The organism is Dinoroseobacter sp. S76 (genome assembly GCF_049801095.1).
Classification (GTDB): Bacteria; Pseudomonadota; Alphaproteobacteria; order Rhodobacterales; family Rhodobacteraceae; genus Dinoroseobacter.
Map to the genome: position 1 here is coordinate 345,935 of NZ_JBNAGH010000002.1, position 17,107 is coordinate 363,041.

18 protein-coding genes are annotated in these 17,107 nt (G+C 64.8%); 6 read left to right on the forward strand and 12 right to left on the reverse strand.

Going from position 1 to position 17,107, the window contains the following annotated elements; all coding sequences use genetic code 11:
• Positions 1–105 precede the first annotated feature (105 nt).
• The 6 genes from prmC to ACP153_RS07515 all read right to left on the reverse strand — a co-directional run bounded on the left by prmC (position 106) and on the right by ACP153_RS07515 (position 4,389).
• On the reverse strand, positions 106–930 hold the full coding sequence (gene prmC / locus ACP153_RS07490; RefSeq protein ID WP_424970352.1) for a peptide chain release factor N(5)-glutamine methyltransferase: 825 nt from the start codon (positions 928–930) through the stop codon (positions 106–108).
• Positions 927–1,982, reverse strand: coding sequence for a peptide chain release factor 1 (gene prfA / locus ACP153_RS07495; protein ID WP_424970353.1), 1,056 nt, complete (start codon positions 1,980–1,982; stop codon positions 927–929). Before prfA ends, prmC begins: the two co-directional genes overlap by 4 nt.
• A gap of 63 nt (positions 1,983–2,045) precedes the next feature.
• Positions 2,046–2,504, reverse strand: a complete 459-nt coding sequence (locus ACP153_RS07500) for a DUF1499 domain-containing protein (RefSeq protein ID WP_424970354.1) — start codon at positions 2,502–2,504, stop codon at positions 2,046–2,048.
• Positions 2,505–2,569: 65 nt separating this feature from the next.
• Positions 2,570–3,532, reverse strand: coding sequence for an agmatinase (speB, locus tag ACP153_RS07505; RefSeq protein WP_424970355.1), 963 nt, complete (start codon positions 3,530–3,532; stop codon positions 2,570–2,572).
• Between the two features lie 3 nt (positions 3,533–3,535).
• Positions 3,536–3,946, reverse strand: coding sequence for a cell division protein ZapA (locus tag ACP153_RS07510; RefSeq protein ID WP_424970356.1), 411 nt, complete (start codon positions 3,944–3,946; stop codon positions 3,536–3,538).
• Between the two features lie 2 nt (positions 3,947–3,948).
• A complete protein-coding gene (locus tag ACP153_RS07515; RefSeq protein WP_424970357.1) occupies positions 3,949–4,389 on the reverse strand; it encodes a hypothetical protein in 441 nt (146 codons plus the stop codon).
• 334 nt (positions 4,390–4,723) lie between these two features.
• On the opposite strand from ACP153_RS07515, the gene tkt reads away from it, so the two are divergent.
• Entirely contained in the window at positions 4,724–6,739 is a 2,016-nt protein-coding gene (gene tkt, locus ACP153_RS07520; protein WP_424970358.1) for a transketolase, read from the forward strand.
• A gap of 69 nt (positions 6,740–6,808) precedes the next feature.
• On the opposite strand, the gene ACP153_RS07525 is transcribed toward tkt, so the two are convergent.
• The gene (locus ACP153_RS07525; RefSeq protein ID WP_424970359.1) at positions 6,809–7,759 is read right to left on the reverse strand and encodes a DUF808 domain-containing protein; all 951 of its coding nucleotides are present in this window, start codon (positions 7,757–7,759) and stop codon (positions 6,809–6,811) included.
• A 260-nt stretch (positions 7,760–8,019) separates the two neighbouring features.
• Between ACP153_RS07525 and gap (ACP153_RS07530) the strand changes: the two genes are divergently transcribed.
• Together gap (ACP153_RS07530) and gap (ACP153_RS07535) are read left to right on the forward strand one after the other, a co-directional pair.
• Entirely contained in the window at positions 8,020–9,021 is a 1,002-nt protein-coding gene (gap, locus tag ACP153_RS07530) for a type I glyceraldehyde-3-phosphate dehydrogenase (protein WP_424970360.1), read from the forward strand.
• A 219-nt stretch (positions 9,022–9,240) separates the two neighbouring features.
• Complete coding sequence (gene gap / locus ACP153_RS07535; RefSeq protein WP_424970361.1) at positions 9,241–10,242, forward strand: type I glyceraldehyde-3-phosphate dehydrogenase; 1,002 nt, start codon at positions 9,241–9,243, stop codon at positions 10,240–10,242.
• Here gap (ACP153_RS07535) and ACP153_RS07540 read toward each other — a convergent pair.
• Positions 10,239–10,847 carry a GNAT family N-acetyltransferase gene (locus ACP153_RS07540; RefSeq protein WP_424970362.1) on the reverse strand — a complete coding sequence of 203 codons (609 nt, stop codon included), beginning with the start codon at positions 10,845–10,847 and terminating at the stop codon, positions 10,239–10,241. The two genes, gap (ACP153_RS07535) and ACP153_RS07540, sit on opposite strands and share 4 nt — an antisense overlap.
• A 195-nt stretch (positions 10,848–11,042) precedes the next feature.
• Between ACP153_RS07540 and ACP153_RS07545 the strand changes: the two genes are divergently transcribed.
• The gene (locus tag ACP153_RS07545) at positions 11,043–11,207 is read left to right on the forward strand and encodes a hypothetical protein (RefSeq protein WP_424970363.1); all 165 of its coding nucleotides are present in this window, start codon (positions 11,043–11,045) and stop codon (positions 11,205–11,207) included.
• Here ACP153_RS07545 and coaD read toward each other — a convergent pair.
• The 3 genes from coaD to ACP153_RS07560 form a co-directional block, all read right to left on the reverse strand.
• Positions 11,201–11,716 carry a pantetheine-phosphate adenylyltransferase gene (gene coaD / locus ACP153_RS07550; RefSeq protein WP_424970364.1) on the reverse strand — a complete coding sequence of 172 codons (516 nt, stop codon included), beginning with the start codon at positions 11,714–11,716 and terminating at the stop codon, positions 11,201–11,203. The genes ACP153_RS07545 and coaD overlap by 7 nt on opposite strands.
• An 83-nt stretch (positions 11,717–11,799) precedes the next feature.
• Positions 11,800–12,234, reverse strand: coding sequence for a CBS domain-containing protein (locus ACP153_RS07555; protein WP_424970365.1), 435 nt, complete (start codon positions 12,232–12,234; stop codon positions 11,800–11,802).
• Positions 12,235–12,287: 53 nt separating this feature from the next.
• Positions 12,288–13,181: a LysR family transcriptional regulator gene (locus tag ACP153_RS07560; protein WP_424970366.1), complete on the reverse strand. Its 894-nt coding sequence runs from the start codon at positions 13,179–13,181 to the stop codon at positions 12,288–12,290.
• Positions 13,182–13,279: 98 nt separating this feature from the next.
• On the opposite strand from ACP153_RS07560, the gene ACP153_RS07565 reads away from it, so the two are divergent.
• Positions 13,280–14,779: a CoA-acylating methylmalonate-semialdehyde dehydrogenase gene (locus ACP153_RS07565; protein ID WP_424970367.1), complete on the forward strand. Its 1,500-nt coding sequence runs from the start codon at positions 13,280–13,282 to the stop codon at positions 14,777–14,779.
• A gap of 128 nt (positions 14,780–14,907) precedes the next feature.
• Here the strand turns inward: ACP153_RS07565 and ACP153_RS07570 are convergent, their stop codons facing one another.
• Complete coding sequence (locus ACP153_RS07570; RefSeq protein WP_424970368.1) at positions 14,908–15,543, reverse strand: VPLPA-CTERM sorting domain-containing protein; 636 nt, start codon at positions 15,541–15,543, stop codon at positions 14,908–14,910.
• A gap of 356 nt (positions 15,544–15,899) precedes the next feature.
• Here ACP153_RS07570 and ACP153_RS07575 point away from each other — a divergent pair, with 356 nt between their 5' ends.
• On the forward strand, positions 15,900–17,051 hold the full coding sequence (locus ACP153_RS07575) for a carboxylate-amine ligase (protein ID WP_424970369.1): 1,152 nt from the start codon (positions 15,900–15,902) through the stop codon (positions 17,049–17,051).
• Positions 17,052–17,107 lie beyond the last annotated feature (56 nt).

A 17,107-nucleotide genomic window follows, 5' to 3' on the forward strand; every position in this document is an offset into this window, starting at 1 on the left:
ACCCGTGCCGTTCAGTAAGCATGTGCGCGCGCGTGGGGCAAGCAAAAAACGGCGCTTTTTACACCAATCTTTTGGGGAAGCGCGATTTCCCCGTGCGAATGCGATTCAGATCAAGTTCGCAATGACGACACGGTCTTTGCCGTTAAGATCCTTTAAGACATTCACCGTTTCAATTCCGGCACCGGCCAGAAGTTTTGGAACGGATTGTCCTTGATCATGGCCGATCTCCAGCAGAAGCCGCCCGCCGGCTTTCAGGGCCCTTGGGGCCTGTGCCGCAATCGCGCGATAGGCGTCGAGCCCGTCTTCCCCGGCCTCCAACGCGCTGCGAGGCTCCCAGTGTTGGACCTCCGGGGCAAGGGACGCATAGGTCGCCGCATCGATATAAGGTGGGTTGGAGACGATCAGGTCGAACTGCTCCGGCACTTCTGCCAGCCAATCCGAGCGGCGGAACTCACTTCGATCGGTCAGGTCCAGCGTGGCCGCGTTCCGGCGCGCCACAGCGAGAGCAGGCTCCGAGATATCCACGCCAATACCGCGTGCCGTCGGACGCGCCGCCAGCAGCGACAGCAGGATACAGCCCGAGCCCGTGCCGATATCGAGCACATGGTCGAACGGGCGCGAAAGGGCCGCCTCGACGAGGGTTTCCGTATCCGGGCGCGGGTCGAGCACATCGGGCGTGACCTCGAACGCGTGCTCCCAAAAGGCGCGGGTTCCGATGATCTGCGACACCGGCTGACGGGCCACACGTGCATCAACGGCATCCTTCAAAAGGTAAAGCGTCCAGTCATTCGGCGCCTCGCGGGTCTGAGGCTCGGGGTCTTCCTCCCCCTTGCCATAGGCCCAGTCATAGAGGCGCCGGTAGTCCCCGGTCGGATCCGCCACCCCGGCCTCGGTCATGGCGCGAATGGCCTCTGCCTGCCCCGGGATCATCCGTCCACTTCCGCCAGTAGCCGCGCCTGATCATCTGCGATGAGCGCGTCGATCACCTCGGTCAGATCGCCCTGCATCACCTGATCGAGCTTGTAGAGCGTCAGGTTGATCCGATGATCCGTCATCCGCCCCTGGGGGAAATTATACGTCCGGATCCGTTCGGATCGATCGCCGGAGCCGACCTGCCCCTTACGCTCCGCCGAGCGCTCTGCATCGGCGCGCTGACGTTCCAGATCATAGAGCCGCGCACGCATGACCTGCATGGCGATCTCGCGGTTGCGGTGCTGGGACTTTTCGGAGCTGACCACGATGATCCCCGTGGGCAGATGGGTGATCCGCACCGCCGAGTCGGTGGTGTTCACATGCTGCCCGCCCGCCCCGCTGGCGCGCATGGTGTCGATGCGCAGATCGCTGGCCGGGATGTCGAGATCGACCTCCTCCGCCTCGGGCAGGACCGCGACCGTCGCGGCGGAGGTGTGGATCCGCCCGCCGCTTTCGGTCACCGGCACGCGCTGCACCCGGTGCACGCCGCTCTCATATTTTAGCCGCGCGAAAACGCCCGGTCCGGCCACATTGGCAATGACTTCCTTGATACCGCCCAGCTCCGTGTGGTTTTCCTCCACGATCTGGAAGCGCCAGCCCTGCCCTTCGGCATAGCGCTGGTACATCCGCAGGAGATCCCCAGCAAAGAGCGCGGCTTCCTCACCGCCGGTCCCCGGGCGGATCTCGATCATCGCAGGGCGCGCATCGGCGGCATCCTTGGGCAGAAGCGCCAGCCGCAGGGCGTGCTCCATCTCCGGGATCCGGGCCTTCAGCTCTGGCAGTTCCTCTTCGGCCAGGGCGCGCATTTCGGGATCATCCATCATGGCCTCGGCCTCGGCCAGATCCTCCAACGCCTTGTGATAGGCGGAGATTTCCTCGACCACCGGCTTCAGCTCGGCATATTCGCGCCCCAGCGCGGCGATATCCTCGCCCGCCGCACCAGAGGCCATGCGCGCCTCGATATATTCGAAACGCTCGGTGATCTGGGCGAGTTTATCCGTGGGAACCATGGCGCGGGTTGTGCCGCCCGGCCCGTCCGGGGTCAAGAGCCCCCAGCGACCGCGCGTGCGCTCTTAGGGGCTGAGCTGCGCGAGCCAGCCCTCGAGCCGCTCCGCATTCACGCCCATATCCGAGCTGCCAAAGCGCAGGCGCCCATAGGCAACAAGCTCCGCCCCGTCGCCGGAAGGGATCGTGGTGACGGAGGTGAAATCGGGAAAGCCGAAGATCAGGGACCGGGTCATGTAGGTGACGCGGCCCTCCGCGACGCTGCCGGCGATCCGGCGCGTCCGCGGGGTCGCCAGCGCGATGGCATCGACCCGCGCAAGGAGCGCCTCGGGCGTCTCCGCGAAGGTCGGACTGTTTAGCGCGCCATCGGAGCGCACCAGCGCCGAGCCCTTCCCGTCGCTCAGGCTCAGATCCGTGGGGTCCACATGCCAGGCCTCAGCCTCCGTGGGTGCCAGACGAAAATACCCCATCACCCCGACCACAGCGAACATCGCCACGATGATCAGCACGCCTATCCAATTGCCCATCCCAAGGTTCCCTTTCTTGCTCCGCCCCCCTGAGGTAAGGGGTCCCTCGCTCAACGCAAGAGCGGTCAGCCCCGCCGCGTCCAGGCCCAGAGGCAGAGGATCTCTGTGAGCACATGGGCCCCGGCCACCGCTGTCGCCCCGGACGGGTCATAGGGCGGCGAGACCTCGACCACATCGCCCCCGACCAGATGGATCCCCGCCAGATCACGCAGCAGGATCGCCGCCTGTCCTGCGCTGAGCCCGCCCCAGACCGGCGTGCCCGTGCCCGGGGCCGTGCCCGGGTCGAGACAGTCAATGTCGAAGGTGAGGTATGTCTTGTGAGTCCCTAGAATTGCACGAATTTTTGCAGCTGCGGCCACGGGGCCTGCCTCATGCACCTCGCGTGCGTCGATCACGTGAAACCCGAGATCAGTCTCATTGGTCGTGCGGATCCCTACCTGCACCGAGCGGCTCGGGTCGATCAGCCCCTCCTTGACCGCCTTGTAGAACATCGTGCCATGGTCGAGCCGGTCGAAATCATCATCCGGCCAGGTGTCGGAATGGGCGTCGAACTGCAAAAGCGACAGAGGTCCGTGTTTCTCGACCATGGCGCGCAGGATCGGATAGGTGATGTAGTGGTCCCCACCCATGGTCAGGGGCGCCGCCCCCGCCGCAAGGATCCCTGCGATATGCGCAGTGAGTGCGGCCGGAAAGCCCGCCGCCTTGCCATAATCGAAGGCCAGATCCCCGTAATCCACCACCGACACCTCGGTCATCGGGTCAAAGCCCCAGCCATAGGGCGGATCGAAGGGTTGCAGGCTAGAGGCCTCGCGGATCGCCCGCGGCCCAAGACGACAGCCGGGCCGGTTCGTCACCGACAGATCGAAGGGCACGCCTGTGACGGCCACATCCACCCCGGTCAGGTCCTTGGTGTAGCGCCGCCGCAGAAAGCTCAGCGCGCCGCCATAGGCCGCCTCATAGCTGAGACCCCGTGCGTCGCGACGTGTGAAAGCGTTGTCGACCTCGCCCGACGCGTCCTCGAGCGCCATGGATCAGGCCGGGCCCGCGCGCTCGGCGGCCTGCGCCTCGACCGCATCGGCCACAGCCTCGGCCCGGGCGGCGAGCTCGGCCATGCCCTCGGCCACGCTGGGCGGGATCATCGGCACTTCGATGCGTTCGGGCTCAGGCGCAGGGGCGTTGCGCAGAGCTTCGAGCGCGCCCATGGCCTCGGCGAGCTTGGCTTCGGCGGCATTGGCCTTGTCTTCCATGGCCGCCGTCTTGTCCGCAAGCATCAGCCCGGCCATGAGCAGCATGCGCGATTCCGGCATCCGGCCCAACTGGTCCGACAGGACCGAGGCCTCGGCATTGAGCATCTCGGCCGCCGATTGCAGAAAAGGCTCTTCCCCTGGCTGACAGGCCACGGCGAAGTTCCGACCCCCGATGGAAATGGTGACTTCGGGCATGCTCAGGCCTCCTGCGCGATCGGGGCCAGCTCGGCCAGAAGGGTTTCGATATCGCGCAGATCCGCCGCACGGGCGGTTTGCAGCGCCTCGAGATCGGCGACCAGCGCCTTGTTGATCACATCCGGATCCGACAGCCCCTCCGCCGCAGCCGCCCGCAGATCCGCATTCACCCCTTGCAGGGACTGGATCGTCGAGAGGAGGTCCCCCTTCTCCGCATCCGCCTCGGCCAGCTTGGTGCGCAGGGCCAGAACCTCGGCCTCAACCTCCTTGGCGGCGCTCAGCTGCGCCTGGATCCCGGCCAGCTCCGCCGCCAGCGCGTCCGCCCGCGCCTCGGCCGCGACCAGTTCGGAGTTGTCCTGGGGGGCTGCTAGCGCATCGACACCTGTGCGTATGCGTTCCAGAGCAACGGCGATACGCTGCTCCAACTGAGGGATGTCGCTCATGACGCGCCTCTCCTGTTCGTCTCTTTTTTTCTCGTGCTCGGTCATGTGTTCCCGCGGCTGTACGATCCTGACCTGGATGCCTCGCACCTTTCGGACCTGCCGCGCCAATACCCCAGATGCCCGGCGCCGGGCGATTCGATGGGATCGGCGTGCGCACGTTACCAAGCAGATCGCGCAAATGCGCCCCCCCATTTCGGGGGGAGGCGCGCCCCCGCCCCCTTCCATCGTCCCAGATCTGCCCGCAAAGGTTGCACTTTGCCCGCCGATGGTTAAAGAGCGGCCCACGGCGTCGCGCCGACCCGTTGAAATACGAGCCGAGAAGGACGAAGCCTCCGTGGATATAGCTGCCCTGCGCTCTGCGCACCCTGAACACTGGATGAAAGCGACCGCGATCCGGAGCCTGACCCTCGACGCGGTGGCTGCCGCGAATTCGGGGCATTCGGGGATGCCGATCGGGATGGCCGATGTGGCCACCGTGCTGTTTGAAAAGCACATGAAATTTGATGCGAGCGCCCCGGACTGGGCGGACCGCGACCGGTTTATCCTGTCGGCGGGCCATGGCTCGATGCTGCTCTATTCGCTGCTCTATCTCACCGGCTACGAATCCATGCCCCTGTCGGAAATCAAGAATTTCCGGCAGCTTGGCGCTTCGACCGCCGGGCACCCGGAATTTGGTCACGCCGCCGGGATCGAGACGACCACCGGCCCGCTTGGCCAGGGGATCGCGACCGCCGTGGGCTTTGCCATGGCCGAAGAAATCCTGCGCGCGCGCTGGGGTGCCAAGATCATGGATCACCACACCTGGGTGATCGCGGGCGATGGCTGCCTGATGGAAGGTGTCAGCCAGGAGGCGATTGCCTTCGCCGGGCGTCAGGAGCTGAGCAAGCTCATCGTGCTCTGGGACGACAATGGCATCACCATCGACGGCAAGGTCGACCTGTCGGACCGCACCGATCAGCTTGCGCGGTTTGCCGCCTCCGGCTGGGACGTCTTCTCCTGCGATGGGCATGACCCCGCCGATATCGACCGCGCCATCACCGAGGCCAAGGCCAGCGCCCGCCCGGCGATGATCGCCTGCAAGACCCATATCGCCCTCGGCCACGCGGCTCAGGACACGTCCAAAGGCCATGGCGCGCTGACCGATGGCGACCAGAACGCCGCCGCCAAGGACGCCTGGGGCTGGTCCGGCGCCGCCTTCGAGGTTCCGGCGGATGTGAAATCCCAGTGGGAGGCCATCGGGGCGCGCGGTGCCGCCGAGAAAGCCGCCTGGGAGGCGCGCTTTGCAAAGCTCTCCGGCGCCAAGCAGACCGAGTTTGCCCGCACCTTCTCGCGCGAGCTGCCCAAGAAGCTCAGCGCGACGATCAAGGCGCTGAAAAAGCAAACCTCCGAGGACGCGCCCAAAGTGGCGACCCGCAAGGCCTCGGAGTTGGCGCTTGGCGTGATCAACCCGATCATGCCTGAAACCGTAGGCGGCTCGGCGGACCTGACGGGGTCAAACAACACCAAGACCGCCGATCTCGGCACCTTCATGCCCGAGAGCCGCGATGGCCGCTACGTCTACTACGGCATCCGCGAGCACGGCATGGCCGCGGCGATGAACGGCCTCAGCCTCCATGGCGGGCTGCGCCCCTATGGCGGGACCTTCATGTGCTTCACCGATTATGCACGCGGGGCCATGCGTCTCTCGGCGCTTATGAAGCAGCCGGTGGTCTATGTGATGACCCACGACTCGATCGGTCTGGGCGAAGACGGTCCGACCCACCAGCCGGTGGAGCATCTGGCCATGCTGCGTGCCACGCCCAACACGCTGGTCTTCCGCCCCGCCGACGCGGTGGAGACCGCCGAGGCCTGGGAGCTGGCGCTGCAACAGACCGAGACGCCCTCGGTGCTCGCCCTGTCGCGTCAGGGTCTGCCCACGGTGCGGACCGAGCACAAGACCAAGAACCTGACGGCGCAGGGCGGCTACGTGCTGGCCGAGGCCGAGGGCAAGCGTCAGGCGATCCTGATGGCCACGGGCTCCGAGGTCTCCATCGCCATGGCGGCGCGGGATCTGCTGCAGGCCGAGGGGATCGGCACGCGCGTGGTCTCCATGCCCTGCTGGGAGCTCTTTGAAGAGCAGCCCGACGCCTATCGCCGCCGTGTCCTGCCCGCAGGGCCGGTGCGTGTGGCGGTCGAGGCCGCGATACGCTTCGGCTGGGACCGCTGGCTCTATGGCGAGCGCGGCAAGCGTGAAAAGGGCGGATTTGTCGGGATGCATGATTTCGGCGCTTCCGCCCCGGCGGGCGAGCTTTATGCGCATTTCGAGATTACGGCCGAGGCGACCGCCGCCAAGGTCAAGGAAATGCTCTGACCCCATCCGGTCAGCCCGCAGACCACCGCCCGTCGGAGAGACCCGGCGGGCGGTTTGCGTTTGCGCGTCTCAGCTCTTGAGGCGATGCACCAAGGCCGTGGCCCGGGTCACAACCGGCACAATGGCCAGCCCCAGCACCAAGCCGAAAATGCCGTCCAGGGTCGCGGTGACCAGCCATTCCACAAAGCCCTGCGCCACCCCCAGAGCGTGGGCCACCCCGGCCGCGATACCGTGGATCAGATGGGCCGGGCCTCCGACGCCCAGCTCCTCGAGACTGTGCAGGATGATCGACCCGCCAACCCAGAGCATGGCTGCGGTGCCGACGATGGTCAGAAGCTTCATGAAGGCAGGCATCCAGGTCACGATCCCCCGCCCGAGGGCCCGGGTCGCCGACAAGCTGCCTTCCTTCGCCAGATGTAGCCCCACATCATCGGCCTTCACGATCAGCGCGACACTGCCATAGACCAGCACCGTGATCCCCACGGCCACCAGCGCCAGGGCCACGGCCTGAAATACCACGCTGTTCGGTGGCAGGGCCGCCAGGGCAATGGTCATGATCTCAGCCGAGAGGATGAAGTCGGTCTTGATCGCGCCCGAGACTTTGGCCTCCTCCAGATGGGCGGCGGTGACGGGCGGGCCTGTCTCTTCCTCGGGGCCGTGATGGCTGGGAAAGAAGACGTGGAGGATCTTCTCCGCCCCCTCAAAACAGAGGTAAGCGCCCCCCAGCATCAGAAGCGGGGGAATCATCCACGGCGCAAAAGACGCCAGAAGGAGCGCCACGGGCAGCAGGATCAGCAGCTTGTTCTTGATCGAGCCCTTGGCGATCCGCCAGACGATGGGCAATTCCCGCGACGCCTCAAAGCCTTGGACGTATTTGGGCGTCACCGCCGCGTCGTCGATCACCGCCCCCGCCGCTTTGGCGCCCGCCTTGCCCGCCTGGGCCACCACATCGTCCAGAGAGGCCGCCGCCACCTTCGCCAGGGCCGCCACGTCATCCAGCAATGCTATCAATCCGCTCATGGTTCTCTCCTACCTGCCTCTTGTTAACGCATTCCGCACAGGGGAGTTGCGAAATTCCGCCAAGGCGTTAGCGCCAACAGCTTATGTTTTCGCTAACATATTAATGTAGCGACATTTTCTCTCTTTTTTCTGCACCTGCAACAGGCTAGGTCAATGGCAGAATACGACGGAATACCGTGGCCCACATCCCCCGGGCCCACGCGACCAGACCGGCGCGCACCGCCTGGAACAGGGTCGCCAATGCTTAAGGAGCGTGTGAGATGACGATTACTGTAGGGATCAACGGATTTGGCCGCATCGGACGCTGCACGCTGGCGCATATCGCAGAGAGCGCGCGCAACGATGTGCAGGTCGTCAAGATCAACGCCACCGGGCCGATCGAGACCAACGCGCATCTTCTGAAATATGACAGCATCCATGGCCGCTTTGGCGGCACCGTGAAAGTGGATGGTGACAATCTGGATCTGGGCCGCGGCCCGATGAAGGTCTTCTCGACCTATGACCCGACCGAGCTCGACTGGTCCGGGGTGGATGTGGTTCTGGAATGCTCCGGCAAGTTCAATGCCCGCGACAAGGCGGCGGTCCATCTCGACCACGGCGCCAAGCGCGTGCTGGTCTCGGCCCCTGCCAAGAACGCCGACAAGACCATCGTTTATGGCGTGAACCACCGCAGCCTGACCACGGATGACCATGTGGTCTCCAACGCCTCCTGCACCACGAACGGCCTCGCACCGCTCGCCAAGGTGCTGAACGACGCGATCGGCATCGAGCGCGGGATCATGACCACGATCCACAGCTATACGGGCGACCAGCCGACCCTGGATCGCCGCCACAGCGATCTCTACCGCGCCCGCGCCGCGGCCATGGCGATGATCCCGACCTCCACCGGGGCGGCCAAAGCCATTGGCGAAGTGATCCCGGAGCTGTCCGGCAAGCTCGACGGCACCGCCCTGCGCGTGCCGACGCCGAATGTCTCCGCCGTGGACCTGACCTTCGAGGCGGGCAAGGACGTAACCGTCGAAGACGTGAACGAGATCGTGCGCGAAGCTGCACAGGGCCATATGGGTGCCGTGCTCGCCTATGATCCGGAGCCCAAGGTCTCCATCGACTTCAACCACACAACGCATTCTTCGATCTTCGCACCGGACCAGACCAAGGTCATCGGCGGGCGGACCGTGCGTGTGATGGCGTGGTACGACAATGAGTGGGGCTTCTCCTGCCGTATGGCCGATACCGCCGCTGCGATCGGTCGCCTGATCTGACCCCTCTTTGAGACAAGTCAGCCTGCTGAAGGGCGCTCCACCGGGGCGCCCTTTTCCGTTGCCGCCGCCTTTGCGCCTCTGCGCGGCTGATGCAGGCCGGTCACGGCCCCGCCGAGGGCCTGTGCCCCCTGCGTCAGCCGCTTGCAACCGCCAAATGTTAGCGGTACCATTCGCGCGACCCCCGCATGGCGAGGGAACTTCAGCAAACGGGGGACGCAGATGGCTGTGCAAGTGGCGATTAACGGGTTTGGTCGAATCGGACGGAATGTCCTGCGGGCGATCCAGGAATCCAGCGATACCGATGTCGAGGTCGTCGCGATCAATGATCTGGGACCGGTGGAAACCAATGCGCATCTCTTGCGCTACGATTCCGTCCATGGCCGGTTTCCCGGCGAGGTGACCGTCTCTGGCAGCTCCATCGATGTGGGCTCCGGCCCGATCGAGGTGACCGCGATCCGCGAGCCCAAGGACCTGCCCTGGGGCCATGTGGACATCGTGCTGGAATGCACCGGCATCTTCACCGCCCGCGACAAGGCCGCACTGCATCTGGAAAACGGCGCCAAGCGCGTGCTGGTCTCGGCCCCGGCTTCGGGCGCCGATAACACCATCGTCTATGGCGTGAACCACAAGACGCTCTCGGGATCGGATATTGTCGTCTCCAACGCCTCCTGCACCACGAACTGCCTCGCGCCCGTGGCTTCGGTCCTGCAAGAGGAGATTGGGATCGTCAAAGGTTTTATGACCACGATCCACAGCTATACGGGCGATCAGCCGACGCTGGACACGATGCACAAGGATCTCTACCGCGCCCGGGCGGCGGCGATGAACATGATCCCCACTTCCACCGGGGCCGCGCGCGCCGTGGGGCTGGTGCTGCCTGAGCTTGACGGCAAGCTCGACGGGGTCGCGATCCGCGTGCCCACGCCGAATGTTTCGGTCGTGGACCTGACCTTCGAGGCCGCGCGCGAAACCACCGCCGAGGAGATCAACGCCGCCATGAAATCCGCCTCCGAAGGCCGCCTGGCCGGCGTGCTCGGCGTGACCGATGACAAGCTCGTCTCCATGGATTTCAACCACGATCCGCGCTCGTCGATCTTTGCCACAGACCAGACCAAGGTGCTCGAGGGCACCATGTGCCGGGTCCTGAGCTGGTACGACAACGAATGGGGCTTCTCGAACCGCATGGTCGACACGGCCAAGGAAATGGCGAAGTTCCTCTAAGCCTCAGGCGCAATGATCGGGATATGTGGGGCCGCCTCGCGCGGCAGCACTCCGGTCAGGCGCGGATCGTCGAACACCTCCACCTGCTGGCGCACGGGGCGAAACCCGGAGCGCCGGTAGAGCGCCAAAGCGCCAGGATGGTCGAAAGTGCAGGTATGGACATGCATCCGGGCGATCGGCTCTGACCACGCGATCTCGATCCCCTGATTGATCAGGGCGGTGCCCAGGCCCCGCCCGGTCATCCCCGCCTCGAGCCCCAGAAAGGCGAGTTCGCAGGCCCCCTCCTCCCGGAAATCCAACTCCAAGAGCCCGACGGCGCGGGCGCTTTCGCGCAACTCATGGATCTGCACCTTGGGGTCGTGAAGGATACCGGACAACTCCGCGTCCGACATCAACAGCCGCGAGCACCAAAGCCAGCCCGCGCCCCCGACCCGGTAGAAGAGATCGCGATAGGCCGCGAGCTCGGGGCTCGGCACATGGGTGAGCGTCAAATCACCGAGATCCGGGGCCGGATGGAGCGCCGGCCGCGCCGTCATTTCCAGTTGGGTGACAATCGCGGCAACCTTGCCCGGCGGGATATCGGTGAAGCCGTCCGGCTGGCTCATGCGACCTGTCTCCGCGCGGCGAAATGACCGGAAAATGTGCACCCGCAGCAAAGGGTAAACGCCCTGTGAATCACCTTGCATAAAACGCATAACGGACAGTCCGAAATGTGCGTTGTTCTGCAGCGCGGCATAGCCCATTTATGCGTTGTGAGCGCTAACGCTTGCACTTAACCCCTCTCTCCCTGGAGTGTCTCTATGACCAACATTCTGCACACGATCCGCTCCGCCGCCGCCAAGCGTATGGCTTATGCCCGCACGGTTTCGGAGATTGAAGCGATGCCGTGGGAAACTGCCCACGACCTGGATATCGACCGCACAAACGCGCGCGCCATCGCTCGCAAGACCGTCTACGGTTACTGAGCGGCCCGCATCATCTTGGACCCGAAACGGTCCAGCAACGCAGCCTTAACCGGGGACGTCACAAACGGCGTGACGTCTCCGCCCAATCGGGCGATCTCCTTGACCAGTTTCGAGGCGATCGCCTGATGCTCGGCTTCGGCCATGAGGAACACGGTCTCGATGGAATCGTCGAGCCGCCGGTTCATCCCCACCATCTGAAATTCGTACTCGAAATCCGCCACGGCCCGCAGGCCGCGAATGATCATGGTCGCCCCCACATCGCGGGCGCAATCGATCAGCAGGTTTTCAAAGGGATGGGCCACGATCTCGATCCCGAGATCCTTGGACACTTCCGCGCATTCCGCCTCGAGCATGGCGACCCGCTCATCGAGCGAGAACATCGGGCCCTTGTCGCGGTTGATGGCAACGCCGATCACGAGGCGATCCACAAGGGTTGCCGCGCGGCGGATGATATCCAGATGACCAAGCGTCACCGGGTCGAACGTCCCGGGATAAAGACCGATACGCATGGCTGTCTCCTTAGAAAATGACCGCCCGGGCCAGCAGATGTGCCCGGGATAGATCGCTATGCGTGAGTTTGCAATCGCAAGGGCTAGAAGCCCATGATCATGCCTTCGAGCGCTTCTTTTTCCATGCTCACCTCCTGCAGGCGTGCCTTCACAGCATCGCCCAGAGTGATCACGCCCACCATAGCGCCGTCCTGCACCACAGGCATGTGGCGGAACCGCCCTTCGGTCATTTTGCGCAGTACGGTGTCGGCGCTGTCCTCCGGCTCGCAGGTCACCGGGTCCTTGGTCATCATCTGACCCACAGTGTCGTCCATGCAGGTTGCCCCGCGGGCGCCCAGTTCGCGCACGATGTCGCGCTCGGACAGAACCCCTTCGGCTGTCTTGCCGTCGCTGGAGACCACCAGGGTCCCGATCTTGCGCGCCGACAGGGTCTTCGCCGCCTCGGTGACGCTCGCATCCGGGGCAATGGTCACGACCTCCGAACTGGCCTTGGACTTCAGGATTTGATGTACCAGCATGAGCGCTCCTCCAAACTTCTTTGCTTGAGGGTCGCCGGGGGCACGGCGCTCTGTCAAGCGCTGCGCTCAAGTCGGGCGAGTTCGTCGCGGAAAAAACCCGCGAAAATACGTGCGATGCGCTGCAAAGCTACGACTTTTTGGTCATCCGCATGGCGCACGAGGTAGAAACTCCGGGTCAGGGAGATGCGCTCGGGCAGGACCCGGACCAGCTCCGGGGCGGCGGGCGTGGCGAAGTCGTGGACGATCCCGAGCCCGGTGCCCGCCTTCAGGAGGTTGAGCTGCACGGCCACGGAGTTCGAGCCGAGATCCGGACGGTCGAGCCCCACTTCGGCGAGGTAATCAAGCTCCCGGTCAAAGACCATATCCGGGATATAGCCCACGATGCGGTGGGCCCTCAGATCCTCGGGGATCGCGACGGGCGCACGGGCCAGCAAGTCGCGATGTCCCATCAGATGCAGCCGGTAATCGCTCAGCTTCTGCACCGTGAGGCGCCCAGCCTCGGGCGGGGAGACCGTGACCGCGAAATCCGCTTCGCGCTTTGACAGGTTGATCACCCGGGGCAGCGCGATGATCTGCAGCTCGAGCCTCGGGTGCTGCTCCAGCATGCGCGCGCAGACCGCGGGCAGCAGGTAGTTGGCACAGCCATCGGGCGCACCGATCCGCACGGGACCGGCCAGATCCTCCCCCTGCCCGCCAAGCGCGTCGCCCATGGCCCGGGCCGCGCGCTCCGCCGCCTCGGCATGGGGCAGATAGCGTGCGCCGGCCTCGGTCAGCTGATAGCCCTGAGGGGATTTCACGAAGAGCACCGCGTCCAGCTCCGCCTCAAGCCGCGCGACGCGCCGCCCCACGGTCGCTGGATCCAGCCGCAGGGAGCGCCCTGCCGCTGTCAGCCCCTCCCCCCGGGCCACATGCAGGAAAATCCGCAGATCATCCCAGTTCAACGCCATCACATACCTACAAAAATGCAAAACCTATTTGGCAATCTGCCGCTTCTGCGGGCAAAAATGCAAGCTATGATGGGGCCAATCGGAAATGGGAGAGCATTATGGAAGAGCTGAGCCACTATATCAACGGGGCCCGGGTGGCCGGAACCTCTGGTCGGTTCGCCGATGTAATGAACCCCGCCACGGGCGAGGTGCAGGCCAAGGTGCCGCTGGCCAGCACGGCCGAGCTCGACGCCGCCGTGCAGGCTGCCGCCGCCGCGCAACCGGCCTGGGCCGCGACCAACCCCCAACGCCGCGCTCGGGTCCTGATGGAATTCGTGCGCCTGCTGAACCGCGATATGGACAAGCTCGCCGAGGCCCTGAGCCGCGAGCATGGCAAGACCCTGCCCGATGCAAAGGGTGACGTGGTACGCGGGCTCGAAGTGGTCGAGTTCTGCATCGCTGCGCCGCATCTCTTGAAGGGCGAATTCACCGACAGCGCAGGTCCGGGGATCGACATGTATTCCATGCGCCAGGCCCTCGGCGTCGTGGCCGGGATCACGCCGTTCAACTTCCCCGCCATGATCCCCATGTGGAAAATGGCGCCCGCCCTCGCCTGCGGGAACGCGTTCATCCTGAAGCCGTCAGAGCGGGACCCCTCCGTGCCGCTGATGCTGGCGGAACTGCTCACTGAGGCCGGTCTGCCCGACGGGCTCTTGCAGGTGGTGAATGGCGATAAGGAGGCCGTGGACGCCATCCTCGACCATGACACGATCCAGGCCGTGGGCTTTGTCGGCTCGACCCCGATCGCGGAATACATCTATTCCCGGGGCTGCGCGAACGGCAAACGCGTGCAGTGCTTTGGCGGTGCCAAGAACCACATGATCATCATGCCCGACGCGGATATGGATCAGGCCGCCGATGCGCTGGTCGGTGCGGGCTACGGGGCGGCGGGCGAACGTTGCATGGCGATTTCCGTGGCCGTGCCTGTGGGTGACGAGACCGCCGACCGGCTGATCGAGAAGCTTGTGCCGCGGATCGAGGCGCTCAAGGTTGGCCCTTACACTGCGGGGACGGATGTGGATTATGGCCCTGTGGTCACCGCCGCCGCCAAGGCCAATATCGAGCGGCTCGTGCAGTCCGGCGTCGACCAAGGCGCCAAGCTGGTGGTTGATGGCCGCAATTTCAGCCTGCAAGGCTATGAGGACGGGTTCTTCGTGGGACCGCATCTCTTCGACCACGTCACCAAGGACATGGACATTTACCGGCAGGAGATCTTTGGCCCGGTTCTCTCGACCGTCCGCGCGCAATCCTATGAGGAGGCGCTTGGCCTCGCCATGGACCACGAATACGGCAATGGCACCGCGATCTTCACCCGCGACGGGGACGCCGCGCGCGACTTCGCCAACCGGATCAATATCGGGATGGTCGGGATCAACGTGCCGATCCCCGTGCCGCTGGCCTATCACACCTTCGGTGGCTGGAAAAAATCCGGCTTCGGCGATCTGAACCAGCACGGGCCGGACGCGTTCCGCTTCTATACCCGGACCAAGACCGTCACCGCCCGCTGGCCCTCGGGCATCAAGGAAGGCGGCGAGTTTTCGATCCCCGTGATGGAGTGATCGGAGACCACGCTACCGGATCAGGGCAGCTCTGCGGGGCTGCCCTTTTTCGTTTTGCCCGCCCCGGATCGCGGACAAGAAAAAAACAGCCCGGAGGCTGCTTTTCATGAGGTCGGAGAGGTCCGCGCTCAGCGCTGACGCCGGCGCCGCGCCAGGGTCAGACCGCCAAGCCCTGCCAGCAGCAGGCCAGCCGATGCCGGGAGCGGCACGATGGTCGGATCATCGATCAGCGAGACCGTGATGCTCTGGATGTTGAAGTCGTCAAACTCGCCCAGCACGAGATCCTCGGGGAACTCGAAGAAGGCGCTGATCGTCAGGGTCGTGCCCGTGACGCCGCCAAAGGAGATGAACGGATCTTCGTTGCTGATATCCACGAGCGTGTCGCCGTCCACCGTGATGGACCAGTCGTCATCCGCGTCCACAAAGCCGAAATCCACGGCTTCGAAGATCACTTCCTCGTCGAAGACAAAGGTGATCGCCTCGGCTTGCAGGGCGTCGATGGACGGATCATCGAACGGGTTGCGTGCAATCCCGATGCCTTCTGACGCGTCCTGTGTCAGGACCGGGTCGCACAGCGCCCCGCAAAATCCGGCGGTGAAGGCCTCGACCGTTCCGGAGACGGTCCCGTTATCGAATGTCCCGGTTTTGGAGCCGATCCCGAGGACCTCCCCACCGGTCAAATTGATCACCGTCGAGGCAGCGGCAGGCGCGGCCATCGCGGCAAAGGCCAGTGCGGCCCCTGTGCATAGAGACGTTTTGAACATACCCCAATACCCTTAAAAAGTGTGCGTGCTCTTATTATGCCACGTGTAACGCGTCATTTGTGTAAAAATGACCTTACGTAACCCATGCGAAACCGCGTCTAGCGCGGGTTTGCTTAATGCATAGCTAACAACAGCTTAAACTCTGAGCGCTCTACGAAGAATTCTCCGGCGTGCGGGTGTGTCGCACCACCTCTGGCTGTGGTCGAGAGGTGATTCTCCCGCAGCAGAGACTCACCCCAGCGCCCTTAATTTCTTGATGTCCGGGCCGTGGCAGGACAGTCTGAGCGAAGTTTGCACAAGACATTGAACGACCCCGGCCCGCCCCACGCGCCCCGGTCCGCGAGGAGGCCCACCCCATGTCCAGCTCCACATCCGGCACCACCGACACCCCGCAATTCTCGCTGGGGATCGAGGAGGAATACCTGCTCGTGGATCGCGACAGCCTGCGCCTCGCGGAGGCCCCCGAAGCCCTGATGGAAGCCTGCAGCGCCAAGCTTGAGGGCCAGGTGAGCCCGGAGTTCCTGCAATGCCAGATCGAGATCGGCACGGGGGTTTGCGCGACCATCGCCGAGGCACGGGACGACCTGCGCCGCCTGCGCAGCACCGTGGCCGAGGAGGCCGCGCGGTTCAACCTCGCGCCGATTGCCGCCTCCTGCCATCCCAGTGCCGATTGGGCCGAACAGCATCACACGGACAAGGAGCGCTACAAGACGCTGCAAAGGGATCTGGGCGGCGTGGCCCAACGGTTGCTGATCTGCGGGATGCATGTGCATGTGGGCATCGAGAGCGATGACACGCGCATCGACCTCCTCCCGCAGTTTTCCTATTTCCTGCCGCATCTGCTGGCGCTCTCGGCCTCCTCGCCCTTCTGGAAAGGGCGCGATACGGGGCTCGCGTCCTACCGGCTGACGGTGTTTGACAACCTGCCCCGCACGGGCCTGCCACCGGTCTTCAACTCCTGGGCAGAATACCAGCGCGCGGTACAGGTTCTGGTCAATCTCGGCCTGATCGAGGACAGCACCAAGATCTGGTGGGATCTGCGCCCCTCCCACCGTTTCCCAACGCTGGAGAGCCGGATCTGCGATGTCTGCCCCCGGCTCGAGGACACGCTGAGCATCGCCGCCGCGACCCAGGCCCTGATGCGGATGCTCTGGGGGCTCAAGACCCGCAACATGCGCTGGCGGGCCTATGACCGCTTCCTGATCGCCGAGAACCGCTGGCGCGCGCAGCGCTATGGCGCCATGGGCAGCCTCATTGATTTCGGCCGTGGCACCGTGGTCGAGAGCCGCGACCTTGTCGAAGAGATGATCGAGCTTGTCGGCGCCGATGCCGAGGCGCTCGGCGCGCTGGCGGAGGTTGAACGCCTGCGCGAGATTGCCCGGGACGGCTCCAGCGCGGACCGGCAGCGCGCCGTGCGCCAGAGCGCGCGCGACACCGGCGCCAGCGATGCCGAGGCCATGGATGCCGTCACCCGCCATCTGATCGAGGAATTCCACCGGGACCTCTGATCCTTGCCCCCCGGACGCAAGCGCGCAGGCACGCGGATAAAGCTTGCATCCGGGCC